The 22,361-nt window shown below is 64.1% G+C and carries 21 protein-coding genes; 11 read left to right on the top strand and 10 right to left on the bottom strand.

What is annotated here, in order from left to right; translation table 11 throughout:
- Nucleotides 1-18: 18 nt before the first annotated feature.
- The 5 genes from AC58NV_RS09240 to AC58NV_RS09220 form a co-directional block, all read right to left on the bottom strand.
- On the bottom strand, nt 19-564 hold the full coding sequence (locus tag AC58NV_RS09240) for a sarcosine oxidase subunit gamma (protein WP_497226865.1): 546 nt from the start codon (nt 562-564) through the stop codon (nt 19-21).
- Nucleotides 557-3,502, bottom strand: coding sequence for a sarcosine oxidase subunit alpha family protein (locus AC58NV_RS09235; protein ID WP_497226864.1), 2,946 nt, complete (start codon nt 3,500-3,502; stop codon nt 557-559). Before AC58NV_RS09235 ends, AC58NV_RS09240 begins: the two co-directional genes overlap by 8 nt.
- Nucleotides 3,499-3,768, bottom strand: coding sequence for a sarcosine oxidase subunit delta (locus tag AC58NV_RS09230; RefSeq protein ID WP_222507852.1), 270 nt, complete (start codon nt 3,766-3,768; stop codon nt 3,499-3,501). The genes AC58NV_RS09235 and AC58NV_RS09230 overlap by 4 nt, the downstream gene beginning before the upstream one ends.
- Before the next feature lie 90 nt (nt 3,769-3,858).
- Entirely contained in the window at nt 3,859-5,112 is a 1,254-nt protein-coding gene (locus tag AC58NV_RS09225) for a sarcosine oxidase subunit beta family protein (RefSeq protein ID WP_497226863.1), read from the bottom strand.
- Between the two features lie 267 nt (nt 5,113-5,379).
- Nucleotides 5,380-6,810 (bottom strand): Glu/Leu/Phe/Val family dehydrogenase, encoded by a 1,431-nt coding sequence (locus tag AC58NV_RS09220; protein ID WP_497226862.1) that lies wholly within the window; start codon nt 6,808-6,810, stop codon nt 5,380-5,382.
- A 381-nt stretch (nt 6,811-7,191) separates the two neighbouring features.
- Between AC58NV_RS09220 and AC58NV_RS09215 the strand changes: the two genes are divergently transcribed.
- From AC58NV_RS09215 to AC58NV_RS09205, 3 genes are read left to right on the top strand one after another with little or no spacing between them, the layout of a single operon-like run.
- Nucleotides 7,192-8,766, top strand: coding sequence for a TadE/TadG family type IV pilus assembly protein (locus AC58NV_RS09215; RefSeq protein ID WP_497226861.1), 1,575 nt, complete (start codon nt 7,192-7,194; stop codon nt 8,764-8,766).
- An 8-nt stretch (nt 8,767-8,774) separates the two neighbouring features.
- Nucleotides 8,775-9,299, top strand: coding sequence for a TadE/TadG family type IV pilus assembly protein (locus AC58NV_RS09210; protein ID WP_497226860.1), 525 nt, complete (start codon nt 8,775-8,777; stop codon nt 9,297-9,299).
- 3 nt (nt 9,300-9,302) lie between these two features.
- Nucleotides 9,303-9,914, top strand: a complete 612-nt coding sequence (locus AC58NV_RS09205) for a TadE/TadG family type IV pilus assembly protein (protein WP_497226859.1) — start codon at nt 9,303-9,305, stop codon at nt 9,912-9,914.
- Nucleotides 9,915-9,944: 30 nt separating this feature from the next.
- On the opposite strand, the gene AC58NV_RS09200 is transcribed toward AC58NV_RS09205, so the two are convergent.
- Together AC58NV_RS09200 and AC58NV_RS09195 are read right to left on the bottom strand one after the other, a co-directional pair.
- Nucleotides 9,945-10,418: a hypothetical protein gene (locus AC58NV_RS09200; protein ID WP_497226858.1), complete on the bottom strand. Its 474-nt coding sequence runs from the start codon at nt 10,416-10,418 to the stop codon at nt 9,945-9,947.
- A 103-nt stretch (nt 10,419-10,521) separates the two neighbouring features.
- Nucleotides 10,522-11,478 carry an NAD(P)-dependent oxidoreductase gene (locus AC58NV_RS09195; protein ID WP_497227044.1) on the bottom strand — a complete coding sequence of 319 codons (957 nt, stop codon included), beginning with the start codon at nt 11,476-11,478 and terminating at the stop codon, nt 10,522-10,524.
- Between the two features lie 121 nt (nt 11,479-11,599).
- Between AC58NV_RS09195 and AC58NV_RS09190 the strand changes: the two genes are divergently transcribed.
- Both AC58NV_RS09190 and AC58NV_RS09185 read left to right on the top strand, forming a co-directional pair.
- Entirely contained in the window at nt 11,600-12,475 is an 876-nt protein-coding gene (locus tag AC58NV_RS09190) for a LysR family transcriptional regulator (protein WP_497226857.1), read from the top strand.
- A 54-nt stretch (nt 12,476-12,529) separates the two neighbouring features.
- On the top strand, nt 12,530-13,702 hold the full coding sequence (locus AC58NV_RS09185; protein WP_497226856.1) for a 4Fe-4S double cluster binding domain-containing protein: 1,173 nt from the start codon (nt 12,530-12,532) through the stop codon (nt 13,700-13,702).
- A 71-nt stretch (nt 13,703-13,773) separates the two neighbouring features.
- On the opposite strand, the gene AC58NV_RS09180 is transcribed toward AC58NV_RS09185, so the two are convergent.
- Nucleotides 13,774-14,961: an adenylate/guanylate cyclase domain-containing protein gene (locus AC58NV_RS09180; protein ID WP_497226855.1), complete on the bottom strand. Its 1,188-nt coding sequence runs from the start codon at nt 14,959-14,961 to the stop codon at nt 13,774-13,776.
- Between the two features lie 216 nt (nt 14,962-15,177).
- Between AC58NV_RS09180 and AC58NV_RS09175 the strand changes: the two genes are divergently transcribed.
- Entirely contained in the window at nt 15,178-16,089 is a 912-nt protein-coding gene (locus tag AC58NV_RS09175) for a pirin family protein (protein WP_497226854.1), read from the top strand.
- A gap of 70 nt (nt 16,090-16,159) precedes the next feature.
- Complete coding sequence (locus tag AC58NV_RS09170) at nt 16,160-16,462, top strand: antibiotic biosynthesis monooxygenase family protein (RefSeq protein WP_497226853.1); 303 nt, start codon at nt 16,160-16,162, stop codon at nt 16,460-16,462.
- 8 nt (nt 16,463-16,470) lie between these two features.
- Here AC58NV_RS09170 and AC58NV_RS09165 read toward each other — a convergent pair whose 3' ends face one another.
- Together AC58NV_RS09165 and AC58NV_RS09160 are read right to left on the bottom strand one after the other, a co-directional pair.
- The gene (locus AC58NV_RS09165; RefSeq protein WP_497226852.1) at nt 16,471-16,950 is read right to left on the bottom strand and encodes a GNAT family N-acetyltransferase; all 480 of its coding nucleotides are present in this window, start codon (nt 16,948-16,950) and stop codon (nt 16,471-16,473) included.
- Nucleotides 16,947-17,534, bottom strand: a complete 588-nt coding sequence (locus AC58NV_RS09160) for a TetR/AcrR family transcriptional regulator (protein ID WP_366659379.1) — start codon at nt 17,532-17,534, stop codon at nt 16,947-16,949. The genes AC58NV_RS09165 and AC58NV_RS09160 overlap by 4 nt, the downstream gene beginning before the upstream one ends.
- Nucleotides 17,535-17,701: 167 nt before the next feature.
- Here AC58NV_RS09160 and AC58NV_RS09155 point away from each other — a divergent pair, with 167 nt between their 5' ends.
- From AC58NV_RS09155 to recJ, 4 genes are all read left to right on the top strand, one after another.
- A complete protein-coding gene (locus AC58NV_RS09155; RefSeq protein WP_497226851.1) occupies nt 17,702-17,956 on the top strand; it encodes a hypothetical protein in 255 nt (84 codons plus the stop codon).
- Between the two features lie 115 nt (nt 17,957-18,071).
- Nucleotides 18,072-19,358, top strand: coding sequence for a homoserine dehydrogenase (locus AC58NV_RS09150; RefSeq protein WP_497226850.1), 1,287 nt, complete (start codon nt 18,072-18,074; stop codon nt 19,356-19,358).
- Nucleotides 19,359-19,514: 156 nt separating this feature from the next.
- A complete protein-coding gene (gene glpX, locus AC58NV_RS09145; RefSeq protein WP_497226849.1) occupies nt 19,515-20,501 on the top strand; it encodes a class II fructose-bisphosphatase in 987 nt (328 codons plus the stop codon).
- Between the two features lie 112 nt (nt 20,502-20,613).
- Nucleotides 20,614-22,353, top strand: coding sequence for a single-stranded-DNA-specific exonuclease RecJ (recJ, locus tag AC58NV_RS09140; RefSeq protein ID WP_497226848.1), 1,740 nt, complete (start codon nt 20,614-20,616; stop codon nt 22,351-22,353).
- The last annotated feature ends 8 nt before the right edge of the window (nt 22,354-22,361 follow it).

Genomic DNA, 22,361 nt, shown 5'->3' with positions numbered 1-22,361 from the left:
GTTGGTGATTCCCGAAGATTACCCCCGCGCCGCGACAGCTTCCATGGCTGTTTTCAGATCATGCACCAGCGTCTTCGCCATTGAGCGGAACACCATGATCTGAAAAGCCTGCTGGCCGGTACGGGTCACCGAGGCCATCATGTGCTTGAGTTCCGCCCGCACGGTGTGGCCGCGCTTGAAGACCTGGTTACGCATATCGACCGGCACCAGCCGCGCTAGTACATCCTCGGCACCGGCCCCCTCAAGCTTCAACACGGCCCAGGCATCGCTCTGGTCTGTCAGCGCGGCGTGTTTGGCCAGACCGGCGTCGGGTGCAGGCCCTATAAGAAGCGCCATGTCCCGGCCGAACCAAACAGCCCGGCTGCCCGCCTTGCCGGTGGCGCGGTTTGCTGCCGGGAACGCCATGCCGTGGGCGGTCTCCAGCGCCTTGCTCAGTGCCTTTTCCTGACCCTTGAAGGGCGCCACAGCCCACATACTGCCGGGGTGTTCCTCGGTCAGGCTCAAACCGCCGATGGTTGCCGGAACCAGCCCCTCACAGGGGCTTTTTGCAATCAGTTCAGCCACGGGCACGCCCTCCCTCAGGGTCAAAGAACACAGGCGAGACAACCTCGCACAGGGTATCGACGCCGCGCATATGGTCGACCAGGCGCACGGTCTCGCCAATCCGCTCCAGCCCCTCTTTCAGGAAAGCCAAGCCAATCGGATACCCCAGCGTCGGCGAATACCCGGCCGAGGTCACATAGCCCTGGTCATAAATCCGCTCCACCGGGTCGCCCGGCGTGAACAGATGCGCCCCGGCGGTGATCTCCTTGGCCGCACCCACGGGTTTCAAGCCCACCAGACGCATCCGGTCCTCGGCCATCAGGCCCTCGCGGGTGGACATCGCCTTGCCCAGGAAGGCCTTCTTCTTGGACATCATTCCCTGCAGGCCCAGGTCAAAGGCCGTCACCGTGCCATTGATCTCAGCATGGGTAATCAACCCCTTCTCGATCCGCAGAACGTTCAGCGCCTCCATCCCATAGGCACCGCCGCCCATCGCCTCGGCCCGCTTCAGCAGCTCGCGGAACAGGCTCTCGCCATAGCGCGCGGGCACGGCCACCTCATAGGCATGCTCGCCCGAGAAGGAGATCCGGAACAGCCGCCCCTTGACGCCCAGCACGGTCGCTTCGCCGCAGCCCATGAAGGGCCAGGTCTCGCCGTTCACGTCCTCGTCCAGCAGCCCGTTCAGCAGCTCCTGCGACTTGGGGCCGGCGACGGCAAACTGCGCCCATTGCTCGGTCACCGAGGTAAAGCGGACATCCCATTCCGGGCACAGCGCCTGAGAGACGAACTCCATATGCGCCATCACCTGCCCTGCTGCGGCGGTGGTGGTGGTCATCACGAAATGGTTCTCGCCCAGCCGCGCGGTGGTGCCGTCGTCCATGACAAAGCCATCCTCACGCAGCATCAGCCCATAGCGGACCTTGCCCACCTTCAGTGTGCTGAAGGTGTTGGTGTAGAGGAAGTCGAGGAACTTGCCCGCGTCGGCACCCTGGATGTCGATCTTGCCCAGGGTTGAAACATCGCAGATGCCAACTGCCTTGCGCACCAGCGTGACCTCGCGGTCGCAGGACTGACGCCAGTTGGTTTCGCCCTGTTTCGGGAAATAGGCAGCGCGGTACCACAGGCCGACCTCCAGCTGATGCGCCCCGCGGGTGTCAGCCTCGCCGTGCGAAGTCAGGAAGCGCTGCGGCTTGAAGCCCTCATCCGTGGCCCCCGCCCCCATCGCACCGATGGACACCGGCACAAACGGCGGGCGGAAGGTGGTGGTGCCGGTCTCGGGGATTGTCCGCCCGGTTGCATCCGCCAGCACCGCCAGCGCGGCGACGTTGGAGTTCTTGCCCTGATCCGTCGCCATGCCCTGGGTGGTATAGCGTTTCATATGCTCGACTGAGCGGAAGTTCTCCACCGCTGCCTGTTTCACATCCTTGACGGTTACGTCGTTCTGGAAGTCGAGCCAAGCGCGCCCCTTGCCCGGCACCGCCCACAGCGCGGCGATGCGGTAGGGATCGTCCTCAGCCTCCGGCAGATCGGCGGCAGCAGGTTTCAGGCCCAGCGCCTCCAGCACCTTCGCCGCGGCCTCCGCGCCTTCGCGCATTGCGCCTGCGGAGGAGAAAGTGCCGTTGCAGGCGCCGGCTGTGACCATGCCGGGCACGGCGCCATCCGCCGGCACAAAGGCCAGCGCCTCACGCTTCCAAACAGGCCGGCTGTTCAAATGGCAGGTCAGATGCACCGAGGGGTTCCAGCCGCCGGACATCGCCAGGCAATCGGTCTGGATCTTCTCCTCGCCCTTGACCGAGCGCACGGTGATGCTCTCCAGCCGCTGGCGGCCGGCGGAGCCGCAAACTTGCGCGCCCTTGATCACCTGATAAGGTCCGCCATCCGGCGCCTCATGGCGGCTGTCGATCACCGCCGCGATATGCACGCCAGCGTCATGCAGGTCGCGCGCTGTGCGGTGCGCCTGATCGTTACTGGCAAAGACCGTGACCCGCTCGCCGGGCGCCACGCCCCAGCGGTTCAGATAGGCTCGCACCGCGCCCGCCATCATAATGCCGGGCCGGTCGTTGTCGCGGAAGGCCACCGGGCGCTCGATGGCGCCCGCCGCCAGCACCGCGTGTTTGGCCGCAATCCGCCAGAAGCATTCGCGCGGCAGATGGCTGCCCTTCAGCGAATGGCGCCGCGGCAAGTGGTGCGAGACCCGCTCCAGCGCGCCATAGGTGCCCTGGTCATACGCGCCGGTGACGGCGGTGCGGGCCATCAGCCGCACATTGTCCATCGCCTCCAGCTCCGCCAGCACCTCCGCAGCCCATTCATGCCCTGGCTTGCCGCCGATCTCCTCGCGCTCCGCCAAAAGACGCCCGCCCATGCGGCTGTCTTCCTCGGCCAGGATCACATCAGCCCCGGCCCGGCCCGCGGTCAGTGCCGCCATCAGCCCGGCGGGGCCGGAGCCGATCACCAGCACATCGCAGAAGGCAAAGGCCTTCTCGTAAGTGTCGTGATCCGCCTCGCCCGACAGCGCGCCAAGGCCTGCCGCATTGCGGATCAGCGGCTCATAGACTTTCTCCCAGAACGCCGCCGGCCACATGAAGGTCTTGTAATAGAACCCCGCACCAAAGAATGGCGCCGCCAAGTCATTCAGCGCCATCACATCGCGCTCAACCGAGGGCCAGCAGTTCTGGCTGCGCGCCTCCAGCCCCTCGAACAGCTCCTGCTGGGTGGCGCGCACGTTCGGATCCTGCTGGCCGCCGGTGCCGATGGTCACCAGCGCGTTCGGCTCCTCGCTGCCCGCTGTCAGCACCCCGCGCGGGCGATGATACTTGAACGAGCGCCCGACCAGATGCACACCGTTGGCCAGCAGCGCCGCCGCCAGCGTGTCGCCCTCCAGCCCCATCATGTGGCGGCCGTTGAAGGCAAAGGTGATCGGCTTGGCGCCCTGGTTCAGCCCTTTTCCGGGAAGTCTCATTTCTCACCTCCCAGCCCGGCCTCGGAGGCCAGCTGCACCGCCAAAATCTCGTGGGTCGCGGTATCCCGGGTCACCTTAAGCCAGGAATTGCAGCCCATCTCGTGATACCAAAGCTCGTCCAGCGGCCCGGCCGGGTTCTCCCGCAGGTTCACATATTCATGCCAGGCATCCAGATCCGCGCCCTCCGCCGGGCGCACCAGCGCGGCACCTTTGTAATAGAATTCGCGGCGGTCCCTCTCACCGCAGAGCGGACAGGTAATTCTCATGACCGGCGCTCCTTCATCTTTCTGAAAATACTCCGGGGGTGAGGCCGCAAGGCCGAGGAGGCAGCGCCCCCTGCCGCGGCAGGCACATACTCAGTGCAGGTTATGCTGCGCACCGGTCCCCTCCTCATCCATCAGGCCCACGCCGCTGCGGAAACGGTCGAGCTTGAACTTCGTGGCCGCCCCATGCGGGCGGTCCGTTGCGATCAGATGCGCGTAAACGCTGCCCGAGCCCGGCGTCGCCTTGAACCCGCCGTAGCACCAGCCGCAGTTCAGATAGAGGCCCTCGATCGGCGAATGGTCGATGATCGGGGAGCCGTCCGGGGTCATGTCCATAATGCCGCCCCAGCTGCGCAGAAGACGCGCCTTGCTGACCGCCGGCACCATTGCCACAAAACTCTCCATCGTGTGCTCCACCATCGGCAGGTTCCCCCGCGCGGCGTAAGAACTGTAGAAATCCAGGTAGCTGCCAAAGACCAGCCCGCCCTTGTCAGACTGGCTGATGTAGAGATGCCCCTCGGCAAAGGTGATCACGTGGTCCACGATGGGCTTCAGCCCCTCGGAGACGAAGGCCTGCAGCACATGGCTTTCGATCGGCAGCGTCAGCCCCGCCATCGCCGCTACCTGGCCGGAGCGGCCCGCGGCAGCCAGCGCCACTTTCTTGGCGCGGATGGGCCCGCGGGCAGTCTGCACCCCCACCACCTTGCCGTTCTCGACGTCGATGCCGGTGACTTCGCAATTCTGGATCAGATCCACCCCGCGCATGTCCGCGCCGCGGGCATAACCCCAGGCCACCGCATCGTGGCGCGCGGTGCCCGCCCGGCGCTGCATCAGCCCCCCCATGATCGGGAAGCGGTTGCTGTCAAAATTCAGGAACGGCGCCAGCTGGCGCACCTGCTCGCGGCTCAGGATCTCGGCATCGTCGCCCTGGTTGACGATCGAGTTGCCGCGGCGCACTGCGGCGTCGCGCTGGCCGTCATTGTGGAACAGGTTGATGATGCCGCGCTGGGACATCATCGCGTTATAGTTCAGGTCCTGCTCCATGGTTTCCCACAGTTTCAGAGAGTGGGAGTAGAATTCCGAGTTGCCCGGCAGATAGTAGTTGGCGCGCACGATGGTGGTGTTGCGCCCCACGTTGCCGCCGCCGAGATAGCCCTTTTCCAGCACCGCGACATTGGTGATGCCGTGCTCCTGGGCCAGGTAATAGGCGGTTGCCAGCCCGTGGCCGCCGCCGCCGATGATCACCACATCATATTCGGATTTGGGTTCAGGATCCCGCCAATGGGGCGTCCACCCCTTGTTTCCGGTGAGCCCCTCCCGGAGCACACGCCAGCCCGAAAACCGCATGTCGTCCCTCCCCGTCAAATCACTTCCGCCACCCGGGAAAATTTGTTCCGGGTCTTGGCGGCATTGCTACCCGCTTTCGCGTGCTGCTCCTAGCCCCAAGGCTCAATTAGCGGCACTTCAGCACGGCTTTGCCGCAAGTCACACGAACTGAGCACTTGTGTCTAGTGCTAATTGCGACGGGTTTTGACGTAATGCGGGACCGGCTCGAAAAAACGGGGCGGAGAGTTTCCCCTCCACCCCGCAGCTGCAATGCAGACCCGCGCCTGTTTACAGACCTTTGGCGTGGTAGCTCTTGGCGACCTTGTCGATCGAGACCAGATAGGCAGCGGTGCGCAGGTCGGTCACGTCGTCCCGGCTGTGCCAGACTTCCCGCATCGACTGATAGGCCGCCCGCATGGTGTCATCCAGGCCGGACCGCACCAGTTCCAGCTCGCCCGCGCCTTTCAGGTACTTGTCCTTGAAGTCCGGCGACATCGACCAGGTATTGCCCATCACGTCATCCAGCCGCTGCAATTCGTCGATAACCAGCTGGTGGCGCGCCTCTTCCTGACGGCGCTGCATGCGGCCGAACCGGATGTGGCTCAGGTTCTTAACCCACTCGAAGTAGGAGACAGTCACACCGCCCGCGTTGGCGAACATATCGGGGATGATCACGCAGCCCTTCTTGCGCAGGATCTCATCCGCACCTGCGGTCACCGGGCCGTTTGCGGCCTCGATGATCAGCGGCGCCTTGACGCGTTCGGCGTTGGAGAGGTTGATCACCCCCTCCAGAGCCGCCGGGATCAGGATATCGCACTCTTCCTCCAGCAGCACGGTGCCATCTTCGACATACTGCGCATCCGGGTAACCCGACACGCCGCCGTGCTTGACGATCCAGTTGCGCACCGCCTCAACATCCAGGCCGTCAGCGCTGTGCAGCCCGCCGTCCCGTTCGATGATGCCGGTAATCAGCGAGCCATCTTCTTCGGACAGGAACTTGGCAGCGTGATACCCCACGTTGCCGAGCCCCTGAACAATGATCCGCTTGCCACCCAGTTTCCCGGACAGACCGGCTGCAGCCTTGTCTTCCTCATAACGGAAGAACTCGCGCAGGGCGTATTGCACGCCGCGGCCGGTTGCCTCGACACGGCCGGAAATGCCGCCCGCGTTCAGCGGTTTGCCGGTGACGCAGGCCTTGGCGTTGATGTCGGTGGTATTCATCCGCGCATACTGGTCTGCAATCCAGGCCATCTCGCGCTCGCCGGTGCCCATGTCAGGCGCGGGCACGTTCTGCGACGGGTTGATAAGGTCGCGCTTGGCAAGCTCATAGGCAAAGCGCCGGGTGATCAGCTCCAGCTCATGCTCCTCGTACTCACGCGGATCGATGCACAAGCCGCCTTTTGAACCGCCGAACGGAGCCTCCACCAGCGCGCATTTGTAGGTCATCAGCGCCGCCAGCGCCTCCACCTCGTCCTGGTTCACGGCCGGAGAGTAGCGGATGCCGCCCTTCACGGGCTCCATATGCTCAGAATGCACCGACCGGTAACCGGTGAAGGTGTGCATGGCGCCGCGCAGGCGCACGCCGAAGCGCACCACATAGGTCGCGTTGCAAACTCTGATCTTCTCCTCCAGCCCCGGCGGCAGGTCCATCAGTTTCACTGCCCGGTTAAACATCAGGTCCACGCTCTCGCGGAAGCTCGGCTCTGTGCGGCTGCTCATGAAAAATTTCTCCGTGCTCAAACATCGACTCGCTGCCGATGATGCTCTCACTCTATGCAGAGTTATCTGGGGAGTGCGACCTTTTTGACCATTTGCGGCCCAAAAGAATCATTTCCCGGCATATGACGGGCGATTCGCTATTTCTGGGGAGGGGATTGTCCGCCCCTGCGCCACAACCCCGCGGAATCACATAAGATTGGAATTCCGAGTCAAAACAATCCAAGGCAATTCGGCCAATTCCCGCCGCATTTCCGCCAACTTTACCAAGCAATAATTAATGGAATTCCGCTGCAGAAGCCGAGCTGGCCTGTTCCCCAGCCGGAAGGGGGTATTTAGATGAGTATGCACCACAAGAATTCTACTGCGCTGAGCAATCCGCTCATGCTGCGCTGTTTAGGCAAGGTGAAGTCCTTCCTGCGGGAAGAGGATGGCGTATTGGCAAAGCCGATGATCGCCACCTTGTTTCTCATGCTTGCCATCGGCGGCATCGGCGTCGATCTGATGCGGATGGAGCGCGACCGCACCACCCTGCAATACACGCTCGACCGGGCCGTGCTGGCAGCTGCCGACCTTGATCAGGTGCTGGAACCGGAAGCCGTCGTGCAGGACTACCTCAGCAAGGCAGGCCTCAGCGACTACTACAGCACACCGTCAGTTCAGGAGTCGCTGGGCTACAAAAGTGTTGAAAGCACCGTCAACGCGATGTTCCCGACCCATCTGGCAAAATTCGCCGGTCTCGACGACCTGCCGATCTATGCCAATTCGCGCGCAGAGGAGAGCATCGACGGCGTCGAAATCTCAATGGTTCTAGACGTCTCAGGCTCCATGAGATCCAACAACCGGCTGACCAACCTCAAGATCGCGGCGAAAGACTTCATCGACACGATGGTCGCCAACACAACCGATGGCAAGATGTCGATTTCCATCGTGCCTTATGCCACCCAGGTCTCGGTGCCGGAAGATCTGTACAACCAATACAATATCTCCACTCCGGGTGACACGATCTACTCCCGCTGCGTCAATTTCGCAGCCTCGGATTTCGATTCCGCGTCCCTGTCTCAGACTGAAGAGCTGGAAGGCACCATGCACTTCACGCCCTGGGACAGCACCAGCCGTGACAACCGGACCTATTACTCCAGCCCCAGACTGGTGAGCACTCCGGTTTGCGAAGACGATCCCACCCGGGAGATACTGCCGTTCCAAAAGGATGCCACGGTTCTCAAGAACTACATCGATAGCTTCTGGGGCGGCGGCAACACCTCCATCGACATCGGCATGAAATGGGGCACGACCCTGCTTGACCCCTCTGCCCGGCCCGCCATCAATGCGTTGACCACGGGTTCAGAGGCTTCAGTGCCGGATGATTTCGCGGCCCGTCCTTCGGACTACACAGACGCGGATACCGTGAAAGTCATCGTGCTGATGACCGACGGTCAGAACACATCGCAATACTACGTCGAAAGCGATCACCGCGAAGGTGACTCAAACGTCTGGTACGACGCTGCTTCCGAGCGTTATTCGACTTACAACCCGTCGAGCGGGAAGTACTACTGGCATGATGTCTCCTCCTATTGGAAAGACGAGCCGTACGGTGACAATCCGCAACGGCTAAGCTATCCGGACCTGTTCGCCTACACGTCGCTGAAATACCTTTACTACAATCTCTACCGCGACTGGATGGGCACCAGCTCTGCCCGCAGTGCCTGGTACTACGGCGTCTACGACTATTACGGCAACTCGACCAAGAATGCGCGCACCCGCAGCATTTGCCAGGCCGCCAAGGACCAGGGGATTATCGTCTATACCATCGGGTTCGAAGCCCCCAGCAACGGGGTAGCTGTACTGCAGGATTGCGCAAGCTCCGACTCCCATTACTTCGACGTTAACGGGCTTGAGATCAGCGACGCGTTCGCATCGATTGCAACGTCCATCCGCCAGCTGAGGTTGACCCAATGATTAGACGCATGACACGAAACCTGCGCCAGTTCCGGGCGCGTGATGACGGCAATGCCTCGCTGGAATTCGCACTCGTCATCCCCGCCTTCCTGCTGATCCTTATGACGACAGTAGAACTGGGGCTGATCAACCTGCGCCATTCGCAGCTGGAACGGGCACTCGACCAGACAGTCCGCGACATCCGGCTGACAACGGGTGCCAACCCGCAGCATGACGAATTGCGCGACGAAGTTTGCGACCGCTCAGGCTTCATCGACGATTGCAGCACATCGCTGCGCCTGGAGATGGTGCAAGTCGACCCGTTCAACTGGACGCCGATCAGCTCGACAGCAGACTGCGTTAACCGCATCGAGGATGTCCAGCCTGTCCGGAACTTCGTTAACGGCCAATCGAACGAGCTGATGCTGATCCGCGCCTGCATGAAGTTCAAGCCGCTGTTCCCAGCTTGGGGCCTGGGCGACAGCATGGCCAAGGATGAGGACGGCCGTATCGCCCTGACCGCGACATCTGCATTTGTTCAGGAACCGAGGTGACCCATGCTGACTGCTCTTACACACATCCTGCCCGGGCGTCTGCGCACCTTTCTGCGCCGCACTGACGGCAACGTCTCAATCGAGTTTGCGCTTTATGCTCCGCTCCTGCTCGCAGTATTCGCCGCAATCTATACCTTCTTCGACGCGTTCCGCCGCGACAGCGTCAATCTGAAGGCGGCCTATACGATCTCCGACCTGATTTCCCGTGAGACCACGGCGATCAACGACAATTACCTCGACAGCATGTACGAGATGGTCAAGCTGCTGATCCGTGAGGACACGCAGCTGGGTCTTCGGGTGTCGGTGGTGCACTGGGACGAAGGTGATGCCAAGTATTACGTTGACTGGTCCGAAGTACGCGGCACCTCGAACACCAGTTGGACCGACGGCACGATCAACACGGTTTCAGGCCAACTGCCGGAGATGCCGGATCAAGAGCGGGTAATCCTGGTGGAAACCTTCAACGAAATGGAACCGTTCTTTGATGTCGGCCTGCCTACACTCAACCTGGACAACTTCGTCTTCACCCGTCCGCGCTTTGCTCCGCTGGTTGCCTTTGAAGGAAGCGCCACCGGCACCGGCAGCCACGACGACGACACCGGCGGCACTGACTAAAAGCCGGTTTTAGAAGAAATTGAGAAAGGCTCACTGGCCGCGCTGCACCAGCATCGCGGCCAGTATTTCCGACATCGCCTTGCCCTGCGATCCCGGTGTCACTCCGCCAATGCCGATCCGGCGGCCCGACCGCCACCACAGTCCCGGCATCCAGGCTCTGCCGCCTGGCGTGCCGGTTCGGATCAGAAAGCCGTTGGACGGTTTGAAGGCAAAAAAGCCGCGGTCGATGGTTTCGATATCCTCCACCCGCGCAATCACCTGCCCGTCAGAACAGCGCAACTCCTCCGCCGTCAGTTCGATCCGGTGCACAGTGGCCTGCCACATCCGCACCGCCAGCCACAGCGCGGCGCCGCCAACCACCACCAGAAACACCAGCCAGGCCGGCGAGGGTGGCGCCGCAATTGCCACGTAGACCAGCAGGCAGCCGGTCAGCCCCAGCATCGCCGTCCCCATCACGCGCCGCCCGGCCGAGGCCTCGATCGTGGCCAGAACTTCCTTGCTCATCCGCTGCTCCTCTTTGCTGCCTTGCCGGGCATAGACCGGTTTCACCAAAGAAAACAGCCCCCGGCGCACCGGGGGCTGATTGCAGCCAGCAGTTCGGGGAAACTTATTCCGCAGCAGCGCGGCGCACGACCACCTCGTATCCCGGCTCTTCCGGCTCGTCGTCGATCAGTTCCTGCGGGAAGCCCGGCGCGGTGATCGACAGGCCGGTGGCCTCTTCCAGGCGCTCGATCATCCGGTCGGACTGCGCCCGCTCGCCATAGCGGCGCTGGCCGTCCTTCATCATCTCGATCATCAGCGGCGACAGCTCCAGCGGCACGTTGTGGCGGTCAGCCAGGGTCTGGAACAGGCCGATGTCCTTCATCACCAGATCCATGGTGAAGTTCACATCCCGTGAGCCGGACAGGATCAGCTGGCTTTCGGTCTCATGCGCAAAGGACGTGCCCGACGACATCGAGATCGCCTCGAACGTCATGCCCAGATCCATGCCGCAGGCCTTCATCACCGTGAGTGCTTCCATAACCGCCAGCAGGTTCATGTTGGCCAGGTAGTTGGTCATCACCTTCAGGGTCGAGGAATTGCCGATCTCCCCCACATGCAGAATGCGGCGGCCCATGGTGGTCAGGATCGGCAGGATGCGGTCGAAGGTGGCGCGCTCGCAGCCTGCGTAGATCGAGATGTTGCCGGTGCCAGCCCGGTGGCAGCCGCCCGATACCGGACAGTCCACCGGTTCGCCGCCGCGTTCAACGATCAGGGCGCCCAGGCGTTTCACCTCTTCCACGTCGGTGGTGGACATCTCCATCCAGATTTTGCCGGGCTTCACATGCGGCAGCATTTCGGTGACAACCGCATCGGACGCCGCCGGGCTTGGCAGGCACGTGATCACCGCATCGCAATCCTGCATCATCTGCGACGGGGTGCCGCCCGCCTTGGCACCGCGCTCCACAAAGGTCTGCACCAGATCCGCGTCCAGGTCGTGCACGGTCACATCCAGACCGTTGCGCACCAGGCTGCCCGCCAGCTTGCCGCCGACGTTGCCAAGGCCGATGAAGCCGACTTTCATGTCCGTTTTCATGTCCCGTTTCTCCTCCCGGGGTAATCGCTTGGGAAATGGCTAGCTTGACCCAAGCCAAAACAAAAACGAATAATAACGCGACCTGACCCCAAGAATTTTTGCAACGTAAATGTCTGATCTGCCCAACCTCGTCTGGCTGCGCGCCTTTGAGGCCGCCGCCCGCCTGCAGAGCTTCACCGCCGCCGCCGAGGAGCTGGGGCTGACCCAGGCCGCGGTCAGCCATCAGGTGCGCAGCCTGGAAAAGAGCTTTGGCATCACCCTGTTCCTGCGCCGGTCGCGGCATCTGGAGCTGACGCAGCTGGGTCACGCCTACTACCCTTCGGTGGCACAGGCGCTGACCGATATCGCCTATTCCACCCGCGGTTTACTGGGGCATGCGCAGACCCGGACCGTGACCTTGCGGGCGCCGGTCTCCACTGCTGTGCTGTGGGTGGCCCCGCGGCTGGGCGCGTTTCACGCTTCCCACCCACATATCCGCATTCGATTGATTTCAGCCGTCTGGGCTGACAGCACCCAGGACGAGGACGTGGATATCGACCTGCGGCTTGGCCCGTCAGGCTGGTTCGACCGCCGCGCGCATCTGCTGGCCACCGAAAGCGTCATTCCCGTGGCCCAGCCGCAGCTGGCAGCAGAGCTGTATTCTGTGGACCACCTGTTCGGCCAGACTCTGATTCACATTCACGGCTATCAGGACCATTGGCTGCGCCTGTCTGAGCAGGAGGGCATGCCGCTCAGAGACCGCACCGCGCCGCTTTATGTCGACACCTCCTTGGCGGCGATCGAAATGGCTGCCTCCGGCGCCGGTGTCGCCATGCTGATGCGCCGCTATGCCGAACTGCCGTTGTCGCTGGGGCGGCTGGCGCCAGTGCTGGACGCCGAGATTCCCATGGGACAGGGCCACTATCTGATGCCCGCCGCCGGCGAGGCCCCCAACAGCGCTGAGGTCGCCATGGTGCGCGACTGGGTGGTCTCCTTGTTCTGTTGAGAAAGCGGCCCAGCACATCTTGCCCGGCGACCGGGTGCCGGATACCGTCCGGCCATGCCCTGGCCCCAGAACACCCCGCCCCAGCGTGACGGCGATGCAGCCGCAGGGATCGAAGTCACCGATGATTTCGAGCGGTTCCCGCAGCGCAACGACATCTTCACCCGCGCCTTCTGGGATGAGCGGGTAAAGTCCAAGCATACCGCCAAGTTCTTTTCCTCCTACCGTATGGAAGCCGCACCCCGACGCGGCGACGGGTTCACCCAGCGCGATTTTGCCCTGCGCAACGCGGCCTGGCTGATCTCCGACGTGGTTTCCTCCCGCCGCGCGCAGGACGGCATCCGCGAGGGATTCCAGGCCGCCATCCGCCCTGACACGCCAGTGGCCAAGGACCGGCTGGAGATTGGCGACCCCGCCAGAATGTCCGCCGAGGTCAAACGCATCGCCAATTTCTTTGGCGCCGATCTTTGCGGCATCACTGATCTGGACGAGCGCTGGCTCTACACGTCCAGGGTCGATGCCCGCGACATGTCGGAAGCACCGCATGACCTGCCCGAGGGGCTGACCAGCGTGATCGTGCTGGGGCATGAAATGGACAAGGAACTGGTCGCCACCTACCCCTCCGCCCTGGCGGGGGCGGCGACGGGGCGGGAGTACAGCCACGAGGCTTCCATCGTGATGCAGCTGGCGGCCTATATCCGCAACCTGGGCTATGAGGCGGTGCCGTCGATGAACGATACCGGCCTCGTCATCCCCTATGCGGTCAAGGCTGGCCTCGGCGAATACGCCCGCAACCAGATGGTGATCACCCCAGAATTCGGGCCGCGCCTCAGGTTTTCAAAAATCTTCACCAGCCTGCCGTTGGCCCACGACTCCCCGCAGCCGCTGGGGGTGAGGGCGTTCTGCGATATCTGCACCAAATGCGCCGACGCCTGCCCGGTGAAGGCGCTGCCCTACGGTCCGCCCTCGACGGAAACTGCCAATGCCTCAGCGATCAAGGGGGTCCGGAAATGGACCTCGGACGCCGAGAAATGCTTTTCCTTCTGGGCCAAGATGGCCTCTGACTGCGCCATCTGCATGCGGGTCTGCCCGTTCAACCGCGACTATTCCAGGCGGCGCAACCGGCTGTGGCTGAAGCTGGCGCTTGGCCCGCTGCGCAAGCTCGCACTGCGGCTGGCAGGGAAACACGGGCAGCGGCGCAAACCGGCGGAGTGGTGGAACGAAGCCTGAAAACATTGCACGGACCGCGCCTGCCTGCCCGCCCGGCAGGCACCGCCTTTTGACGAATTCCCAGACCGCGCTCACTCCAGCGCAACCGCAAATACCTCCTCCGGTGCCTGCAGCCCCTTCAGCCGCTGTTCTCCCAGCGACCGCCCCACAAGTCCCGCCCGCTGCCGGAACTCGGACGACACCAGCAAACGCTCATTCTTAGCACCGCACAGCTCCGCCACCCGCGCCGCCAGGTTCACGTCGCGGCCAATCACCGTGTAATCCAGCCGCATCCCCGACCCCACGTTGCCGAACGCCACCTCGCCGAAGTGCAGCGCAGCGCCAACCTCGAACTGCGGCTGGCCCGAACGGGCGGCAACCCGCGCCAGGCCTTCACGGGCGGCGGCCAGTGCTTGGGCACAGGTCTGAGCCCAGTCCTCCCCGGCGCGGAACACCGCCAGGATGCCATCGCCGATCAGTTTCAGCACCTCGCCGCCCGCCGCCTCCACCGGCGGCACGATGCAGTCGTAATAGGCATTGAGCAGGCCGGTCGCCTGTTCCGCGCTCATTCCTGCGGTCAGTTCGGTAAAGCGGCGCATGTCTGCGAACAGGATGGCGGAGCGGATCCGCATCACCTCGCCCCGGTGCACGTCACCAGACAGGATCCGCCGCTGCGGCTCCTCGCCGACGTAGATCCGCAGAACTTCCTTCATGGTGCGGGCGGTGGACAGCACCTCCTGACAGGCGGCCAGTGCCGGAAACACCGCCCGCAGGAAACGGATATCCTCGTCAGAAAACCCTTCCGGTGACTGGGTGGCAAAGCTGAAGATGCCTGCCGTGCCGATCCCCATGAACACCGGCGCCATTATGTAATGGGTGTACCCCTCCGCCTTCAGGTCCGGGACGATGCCATAGCGATCGTCCGGCGTGTCCGGCAGCCACAGGATCACCCATTCGCCGGTGCTGTGCACATCGGCAGCGGGGGAGCGCGCATAGCCATCGCCGCTGTCCTCGTTGAAGGGAAACAATTCGCTGCGGGTGCCCTTCCCGTGTTCCCAGAAGCGGGCGCTGGCCACCGCCTCGGCATGCAGCAGCTGCACGATGGAGGCGGCCCGCTGCAGCGGCACCCCGACCGCACGGATCAGGCTGCACATCTTCTCCAGCACCTGATCCGGATCCACGGCGGAGCGCCCGTGCTCCAGCATGTAGGAGATCAGCCGCAAGGCGCCCTGCAGGCGGTCCGGCGGCAGCTGCAGCAGGGGATCGGGAGCTTGTGTCATCTGCTCAGGCTACCCCGCACGCACTGCGCCCGGCAACGGCAATGCTCCCGCCCGTCCTGAGGACCTGCGGCACCGCGCCCCGTTGGGCCGGGCAGCCCTTCGGGCTGCGGAGGGCGTCTGTTCACCTGCGCACAGTCCGCGTGTCCGGCGACAGGTTTCACGGTGGCGGCGCACATCCTATCTTAGCCGCAGTCAACGTTTACAGGAGGCATTGAGATGTCCCTCAGACCCATTCTCGAAACCCGCGCTGCCCAGCCCCACACCGAGGGCGCCGGCGTCAAGCTGCACCGCGCCTTCGGCTTCCAGGATCCGTCGGAGCTGGACCCGTTCCTGCTGTTCGACGACTTCCGCAACGAAAACCCGGAGGACTACCTGCGCGGCTTCCCCTGGCACCCGCACCGCGGCATCGAGACCATCACCTATGTGCTGGCCGGTTCCGTGGAACATGGCGACTCGCTGGGCAATGCGGGCACTTTGGGTGCGGGCGACGTGCAGTGGATGACCGCCGGGTCCGGCATTCTGCACCAGGAAATGCCCACGGGCAACGCCAAGGGCCAGATGCACGGCTTCCAGCTGTGGGGCAACCTGCCCGCCAGCCAGAAGATGACCGCGCCGCGCTATCAGGACATCAAGGGCACCGACATCCCCGAGATCATCGACGACGACGGCACCCGGGTGAAAGTGATTGCCGGCGATTTCTGGGGCAAGCGCGGCCTGGTCGACGGCATCGCCGCCGACCCGCAGTACTTGGACGTTCACGTTCCCGCTGGCGTCAAAAAGTCCCTGCCGATCGACACCTACCGCCGCGCCTTTGCCTATGTGTTCGAGGGCGAGGCTGCGTTTGCCGATGCCTCAGCCCCGCAAGGCGTGCTGCTGGAGAAAGAGGTCGCAGGCCAGGAGGTCAACATCCGCGATCTGTCCGGCGACCGCACCCTGATCCGTTTCGGCACCGGCGACGAGATCACCGTGCAGGCGGGCCCCCAAGGCGTGCGCTTCCTGCTGATCGCCGGCGCGCCGATCAATGAGCCGGTGGCCTGGCACGGGCCAATCGTGATGAACACGCAGGAGCAGCTGCACCAAGCCTTCCGCGACCTGCGTAACGGGACGTTTATCAAGCCCGCGCACTAACCGGATCGCCTGCCAATCGGCGCCACTGATGTGCTATACTCCCCCTGTCCAGTAACCGATGGGGGGAGTGATGATCATCCGGGTGTTCCGTGCCACCGTCCGCGACGACAAGATTCAGGATTTCAAGAATTTTCTGACTGATACCGCGGTGCCGCATGTGCGCCGCCAGCCCGGGCTTGTGTCGGTGACCGCCGGGCTGCCGCGGCCCGAGTCTCCCGCCACATTCTGTGTGGTGATGGTCTGGGAAAGCGTCGAGGCGCTGCAGGCCTTCGCAGGCGAGGACTGGGAGCAGCCGCATGTGCTGCCCGAAGAGGACCCGATGGTGCTGAGCCGCCAGATCGATCACTACGACATGATCGGGCTGCTGAGCTGACCCGGGCTTCAGCCGCCTTCAGCCCAGCTGTAGACAATCTCCTCACCGGCGCGCTTTGGCGAAAAACCAGCTTTTTCCAGAACCCTTGCGGAGGCCGCGTTCTCCCGCATGACACCACCGGACAAGGTGATGCCGCTGCCGCGGAAATACGCCTGCAAGCCGCTGATGAGCTCGCTCGCCAGGCCCTGCCCCCAGGCATCCTCGGCAAACAGATAGCCAAGGTTGCGGGTTTTGCTGCCGTCCTCAGGATAAGACAGGATGACCAGCCCGATACCCTCACCTGCCGTATTGCTCAATGCCACCGCTTCGGCCTGCTGCGACACCGCTTGCAGAAAGGCCTGCCGCGCGCCGTGGTCCTGCGCCGTCTGAAACCCGGCAGGCAGCCACTGCACCACCTTCGGGGCAAACAGCCCCGCCAGCTCCACTGCCGTCAGATCCTGCCACGGCGCCGCCTGAAGCCGCTTGGTTTTCAGCTCTAGCAGACTCATGTGCTGACCGCCTTTTCCACCATGCCCCAATAGACCCGCTCCACCTCGTCCAGCGACAGCCGGCCTTCAGAGCGGTACCAGGTGTTGACCCCATTCAGCATCGCAATCACCGCCAGTGTCGCGATCTTGGTGTCGGGAATGGCAAACTCACCCTGCTCCACACCTTCCTTCAGGATCCCTTCCACCCCGTTCTCGTAATCCCGGCGCAGCGATTCGATGACGGTGAAATTCTCCTCCGTCAGGTTGCGCAGTTCCATATAGGCGATGAACACCGCATCCGGGCGCTCCAGGTGAAAGCGGATGTGAAAGCCGGTGAACGCGCGCAGCCGCTCCAGCGCGCTTTCCGCCCGCGGCACCGCGTCCCAGGCGGCCTGCAGCTCTTCCATGTGGCTGGACATCAGGCTGAACAGCAGGCTCTGCTTGTCCGGCGTGTAATTGTAGAGCGCTCCGGCCTGCACCCCGACCTCCTTGGCGATCTGGCGCATTGAGACAGCAGCATAGCCATGCTGCGCAAACAGCCGCAAAGCCGCCTCTCGGATGCGCGGGCCGGTGATATCGGAATGGGAACCTTGGGTACGTGCCATGGGCCGACAATAACTGAACAGATGTTCAGAAAAAAGAGCGAATGCCGCCGGTTCGCTTATCTGTCAGCACACTGCCGCCGGACCATCCCCCGGAAGCTGCGGGAAATCAATTGTGCCAGCCCGCAGGAGCCCCTAAAACCGGTCCTGCAGAGCATGGGGATTGGGCAATGCAGTTTTGCACACGGATCGCACTTATTCTGACGGTGACGGCAGCCGCTGCCTGCACCCGTGTGCCTGAGCTGGAGGACCGGCTGACGCCTGACCTGCGCGGCGCGGATTATCCCCGCCTGCTGCCGCTGGATGACGCGCTGGAGCCGCTGGACCCGCCGCAGCAGGCCAGCCAGGAGCTTCAGGATGAGCTTGATGCCCGCAGCGCCCGCCTGAAACGGCGCGCTGAAGCTGTCAAAAACGCCGAACTCTGACCGCTTCGCGGCATTCCTGCCTGCATCTCTCTGCCTTGTTCCGCAGCGGCGTTGCACGCTTGCGCCGAACCCGCTAAGGCGGGGCGGACAAGTTTCGGACAAAGGACCTCCAGCCATGACAGAACCGCTACGCCTAGGGATTGCAGGCTTGGGCACCGTCGGCATCGGCGTGGTGAAGATCGTCCGCCGCCACGCGGCGCTGCTGGAGGCGAGGACCGGACGCCCTGTCGTGATCTCCGCGGTTTCAGCACGGAATCCGAACAAGAACCGCGGCGTGTCGCTCAAGGACTACGCTTGGGAAAACGACCCGGTGGCGCTGGCCGTGCGCGATGACGTCGATGTGTTTGTCGAGCTGATGGGCGGCCATAACGGCGCTGCCAAGGCCGCGACCGAGGCCGCGCTGGCCGCAGGCAAGGATGTGGTCACTGCCAACAAGGCGCTGCTGGCGGTCCACGGCCAGGAACTGGCGGAACAGGCAGAGGCCGCAGGCCGGGTGATCCGCTTCGAGGCCGCCGTGGCCGGCGGCATCCCGGTGATCAAATCCCTGACCGAAGGCCTGGCCGGCAATGAAATCACCCGCGTCATGGGCGTGATGAACGGCACCTGCAACTACATCCTGACCCAAATGGAGGCCACCGGCCAGGGCTACAACGCCCTGTTCGAGGAATGCGGCCGCCTGGGCTATCTGGAAGCCGACCCGAACCTTGACGTTGGCGGCATCGACGCGGGACACAAACTAGCACTGCTGGCCTCCATCGCCTTCGGCACCAAACCGGCCTTTGAAAAAGTGGAACTGGAAGGCATCCAGCGCATCCAGCTGGAGGATATCCGCGACGCTGCCGACATGGGCTACCGCATCAAGCTCTTGGGCGTGGCACAGCGCTCGCCCCGCGGGCTGGAACAGCGCATGTCGCCCTGCCTGGTGCCGGCCGACTCGCCGCTGGGCCAGCTGGAAGGCGGCACCAACATGGTGGTGATCGAAGGCGACTCCATCGAGCAGGTCGTGCTGCGCGGCCCCGGCGCCGGCGAAGGCCCCACCGCCAGCGCGGTGATGGGCGATATCCTTGACCTCGCCCGTGGCCTGCGCATTGCCACCTTCGGCCAGCCCGCCAGCACCCTGCAGGAAGTGCCCGCCGCCCAAACCGGCCTGCCTGCGCCGTTCTACCTGCGCATGGGGCTGCTGGACAAACCCGGCGCGCTCGCCAAAGTCGCGGCCATTCTGGGCGAGGCCGGCGTGTCGATCGACCGGATGCGCCAGTACAGCCATAAGGCGCCGGTGGCGCCGGTGCTGTTCGTGACGCATAAATGCACCCGCGCCACCCTGGACACGGCGCTTGAGGGCCTTTCCGCCACCGATGTGGTCGACGGCACCCCCGTTGCCCTGCGCATCGAAGAGGTCTGATCCGCGCCAAAGGGGCAAAATCGAGCCTATTTACGCGCCGCGGCAGGGATTTCCTGCCGCAGCAGCGCCTATCGCCCCTTGCGAGCCTGCCCCGCCCCGCGCTATTCGGCTTGGAACGCCCATTCACATCTTTTCCGTTGAGACAGGATTTCCGGTATGACATCGAACACCTCTGACGCGCCCTTTCATGACCGCATGCTGTCGCTGGGCCTTGCCCGCGTTGCCGAGCAGGCCGCGCTGGCCTCTGCCTCGCTGATCGGCCGCGGCGACGAGAAAGCCGCCGACCAGGCCGCCGTCAACGCAATGCGCGAGCAGCTGAACCTGCTGGACATCGCCGGCGTGGTGGTGATCGGCGAAGGCGAGCGTGACGAGGCCCCGATGCTCTACATCGGCGAGGAAGTCGGCACCGGCAACGGCCCCGGCGTTGACATCGCGCTGGACCCGCTGGAAGGCACCACCCTGACCGCCAAGGACATGCCGAACGCGCTGACCGTGATCGCCATGGGCCCGCGCGGCTCCATGCTGCACGCGCCGGACACCTACATGGACAAGCTGGCAGTTGGCCCGGGCTACCCCGAAAACGTGGTTTCGCTGGACATGTCCCCGCGCGAGCGCGTCGAGGCACTGGCCAAGGCCAAGGGCTGCGCGCCGTCCGACATCACCGTCTGCATCCTGGAGCGCCCGCGCCACGAAGCGATGATCGCCGAAGTGCGTGAAACCGGCGCCGCCATCCGTCTGATCACTGACGGCGACGTGGCCGGCGTCATGCATTGCGCCGACAGCGATGTGACCGGCATCGACATGTATATGGGCCAGGGCGGCGCGCCTGAAGGCGTGCTGGCTGCCGCGGCCCTGAAATGCATGGGCGGCCAGATCTTTGGCCGTCTGCTGTTCCGCAACGACGACGAGAAGTCCCGCGCCGCCAAGGCCGGCATCACCGATCTGGACCGCATCTATTCCCGTGACGAGATGGTCACCCAGGACGTGATCTTTGCCGCCACCGGCGTCACCGGCGGCTCGCTGTTGCCCGCCATCAAGCGCACCCCGGGCTGGGTTGAGACCACCACCCTGCTGATGCGTTCCAAGACCGGTTCTGTGCGCCGCATGTCCTACCGCACACCGCTGGAACCGCACCAGAAGTGAACCGGCACTGCGCCTGGGAAGCGGCTTACGCCGCTGCCTCCGGCGGGAATATTTGACCAAAGAAGAAGGGCCGGATCCATTTGGGTCCGGCCTTTACATATGGGGGCAGATGATGAGTTTTCTGGGAGTTGAGCAATCCCTGACCGGGCGCCGCTGGGTCGGTCCGGGGGTTGAGGTGGACCGCGCGTCCGAGATGATGGCGCAGCAAACCGGCCTGCCCCGCTCTGTCTGCCAAGTGCTGGCCCGGCGCGGCGTTCCCGCGATGGAGGCCAAGGGGTTCCTGGAGCCCAGGCTGAAGGAACTGCTGCCCGACCCGCGCGAGATGAAGGACATGGAGGCCGCCGCCGGGCGGTTTCTGGAAGCAGTACGGCGCAAGCAGCGGATCGCTGTCTTTGCCGACTATGACGTCGATGGCGGCAGCTCTGCCGCGCTGCTCTTGGTCTGGCTGCGGCAGATGGGATTGCAGGCGACGCTTTACATCCCCGACCGCATCGACGAGGGTTATGGCCCCAACGTGCCCGCCATGCAGGAACTGGCAGCTGCCCATGAACTGATCATCTGTGTCGACTGCGGCACGCTCAGCCACGAGCCGATTGCCGCGGCCAAAGGCGCCGACGTGATCGTGCTGGACCACCACTTGGGCGGCGAAACGCTGCCCGACTGCGTGGCGGTGGTGAACCCCAACCGGCAGGACGAAAGCGGCGACCTCGGCTATTTCTGTGCCGCCGGCGTGGTGTTCCTGATGCTGGTCGAAGCGGGCCGCCAAATGCGCGAGGCAGGCGCCAAGGGTCCGGATCTGATGGCGCTTCTCGATCTGGTGGCGCTGGCCACCGTGGCGGATGTGGCGCCGCTGATCGGCGCCAACCGGGCTCTGGTGCGCCAGGGGCTCAAGGTGATGGGCGCCCGCAACCGTCCCGGGCTGGTGGCGCTTTCCGATGTCTCCCGCATGGATTCGGCGCCCTCCACCTATCACCTGGGTTTCCTGCTGGGACCACGGGTCAATGCCGGCGGGCGGATCGGCAAGGCCGACCTCGGCGCCCGTCTGCTGTCCACCGACAACCCGCATGAGGCCGCCGCCCTGGCCGAACGGCTGGACGAGTTGAACACGGAACGCCGCGACATTGAAAACGCCGTGCGCGCAGCGGCGCTGGAGCAGGCCGAAGAACGGGGGCTGGAGGCCCCTCTGGTCTGGGCCGCGGGCGAGGGCTGGCACCCCGGCGTGGTCGGCATCGTCGCCTCCCGCCTCAAGGAGGCCGCCAACCGGCCCGCCATCGTGATCGGCTTTGACGGCGAAGAGGGCAAAGGCTCCGGCCGGTCCGTGTCCGGCGTCGACCTCGGTGCCTCGATCCAGCGGCTTGCGGCTGAGGGCCTGCTGGTCAAGGGCGGCGGCCACAAGATGGCGGCGGGCCTCACCGTGATGCGCGATAAACTGGAACCGGCGATGGAGCGCCTGTCCGAACTGCTGGCCAAACAGGGTGCAGGCCAGGGCGGCCCGGCAGACCTGAAGCTTGACGGCGCTCTGATGCCCGGCGCTGCCAATGTGGATCTGATCGAACAGATAGAACAGGCAGGCCCCTTCGGCGCCGGCGCCCCTGCCCCGCGATATGCGCTACCGGACCTGCAGGTGCGCTTTGCCAAGAAAGTGGGCGAAAGCCATCTGAAGCTTTCCCTCAGTGACGGTATGGGCGGCGGCGTGGACGCGATCTGCTTTGGCGCCTTTGACACCGCCTTGGGCCCCCGCCTGCTGGAGCATGGCGGTGCCCGCTTCCATTTCGCCGGACGGCTGGAAATAAACACCTGGGGCGGCCGCCAAAGCCCCCAGCTGCGCCTGGAGGACGCCGCCGAAGCGTGAGAATTCAA

This window comes from Leisingera sp. ANG49 (genome assembly GCF_059694505.1).
This window is presented reverse-complemented; position numbering and strand designations above follow the sequence as displayed.

Bases quoted from the DNA above. Each gene is read 5' to 3' on its own strand.
- AC58NV_RS09235 (WP_497226864.1), bottom strand. From the start codon at position 3,502: ATGAGACTTCCCGGAAAAGGGCTGAACCAGGGCGCCAAGCCGATCACC.
- AC58NV_RS09230 (WP_222507852.1), bottom strand. From the start codon at position 3,768: ATGAGAATTACCTGTCCGCTCTGCGGTGAGAGGGACCGCCGCGAATTC.
- AC58NV_RS09225 (WP_497226863.1), bottom strand. From the start codon at position 5,112: ATGCGGTTTTCGGGCTGGCGTGTGCTCCGGGAGGGGCTCACCGGAAAC.
- AC58NV_RS09220 (WP_497226862.1), bottom strand. From the start codon at position 6,810: ATGAGCAGCCGCACAGAGCCGAGCTTCCGCGAGAGCGTGGACCTGATG.
- AC58NV_RS09215 (WP_497226861.1), top strand. From the start codon at position 7,192: ATGCTGCGCTGTTTAGGCAAGGTGAAGTCCTTCCTGCGGGAAGAGGAT.
- AC58NV_RS09210 (WP_497226860.1), top strand. From the start codon at position 8,775: ATGACACGAAACCTGCGCCAGTTCCGGGCGCGTGATGACGGCAATGCC.
- AC58NV_RS09205 (WP_497226859.1), top strand. From the start codon at position 9,303: ATGCTGACTGCTCTTACACACATCCTGCCCGGGCGTCTGCGCACCTTT.
- AC58NV_RS09200 (WP_497226858.1), bottom strand. From the start codon at position 10,418: ATGAGCAAGGAAGTTCTGGCCACGATCGAGGCCTCGGCCGGGCGGCGC.
- AC58NV_RS09195 (WP_497227044.1), bottom strand. From the start codon at position 11,478: ATGAAAGTCGGCTTCATCGGCCTTGGCAACGTCGGCGGCAAGCTGGCG.
- AC58NV_RS09190 (WP_497226857.1), top strand. From the start codon at position 11,600: ATGTCTGATCTGCCCAACCTCGTCTGGCTGCGCGCCTTTGAGGCCGCC.
- AC58NV_RS09185 (WP_497226856.1), top strand. From the start codon at position 12,530: ATGCCCTGGCCCCAGAACACCCCGCCCCAGCGTGACGGCGATGCAGCC.
- AC58NV_RS09180 (WP_497226855.1), bottom strand. From the start codon at position 14,961: ATGACACAAGCTCCCGATCCCCTGCTGCAGCTGCCGCCGGACCGCCTG.
- AC58NV_RS09175 (WP_497226854.1), top strand. From the start codon at position 15,178: ATGTCCCTCAGACCCATTCTCGAAACCCGCGCTGCCCAGCCCCACACC.
- AC58NV_RS09170 (WP_497226853.1), top strand. From the start codon at position 16,160: ATGATCATCCGGGTGTTCCGTGCCACCGTCCGCGACGACAAGATTCAG.
- AC58NV_RS09165 (WP_497226852.1), bottom strand. From the start codon at position 16,950: ATGAGTCTGCTAGAGCTGAAAACCAAGCGGCTTCAGGCGGCGCCGTGG.
- AC58NV_RS09160 (WP_366659379.1), bottom strand. From the start codon at position 17,534: ATGGCACGTACCCAAGGTTCCCATTCCGATATCACCGGCCCGCGCATC.
- AC58NV_RS09155 (WP_497226851.1), top strand. From the start codon at position 17,702: ATGCAGTTTTGCACACGGATCGCACTTATTCTGACGGTGACGGCAGCC.
- AC58NV_RS09150 (WP_497226850.1), top strand. From the start codon at position 18,072: ATGACAGAACCGCTACGCCTAGGGATTGCAGGCTTGGGCACCGTCGGC.
- glpX (WP_497226849.1), top strand. From the start codon at position 19,515: ATGACATCGAACACCTCTGACGCGCCCTTTCATGACCGCATGCTGTCG.
- recJ (WP_497226848.1), top strand. From the start codon at position 20,614: ATGAGTTTTCTGGGAGTTGAGCAATCCCTGACCGGGCGCCGCTGGGTC.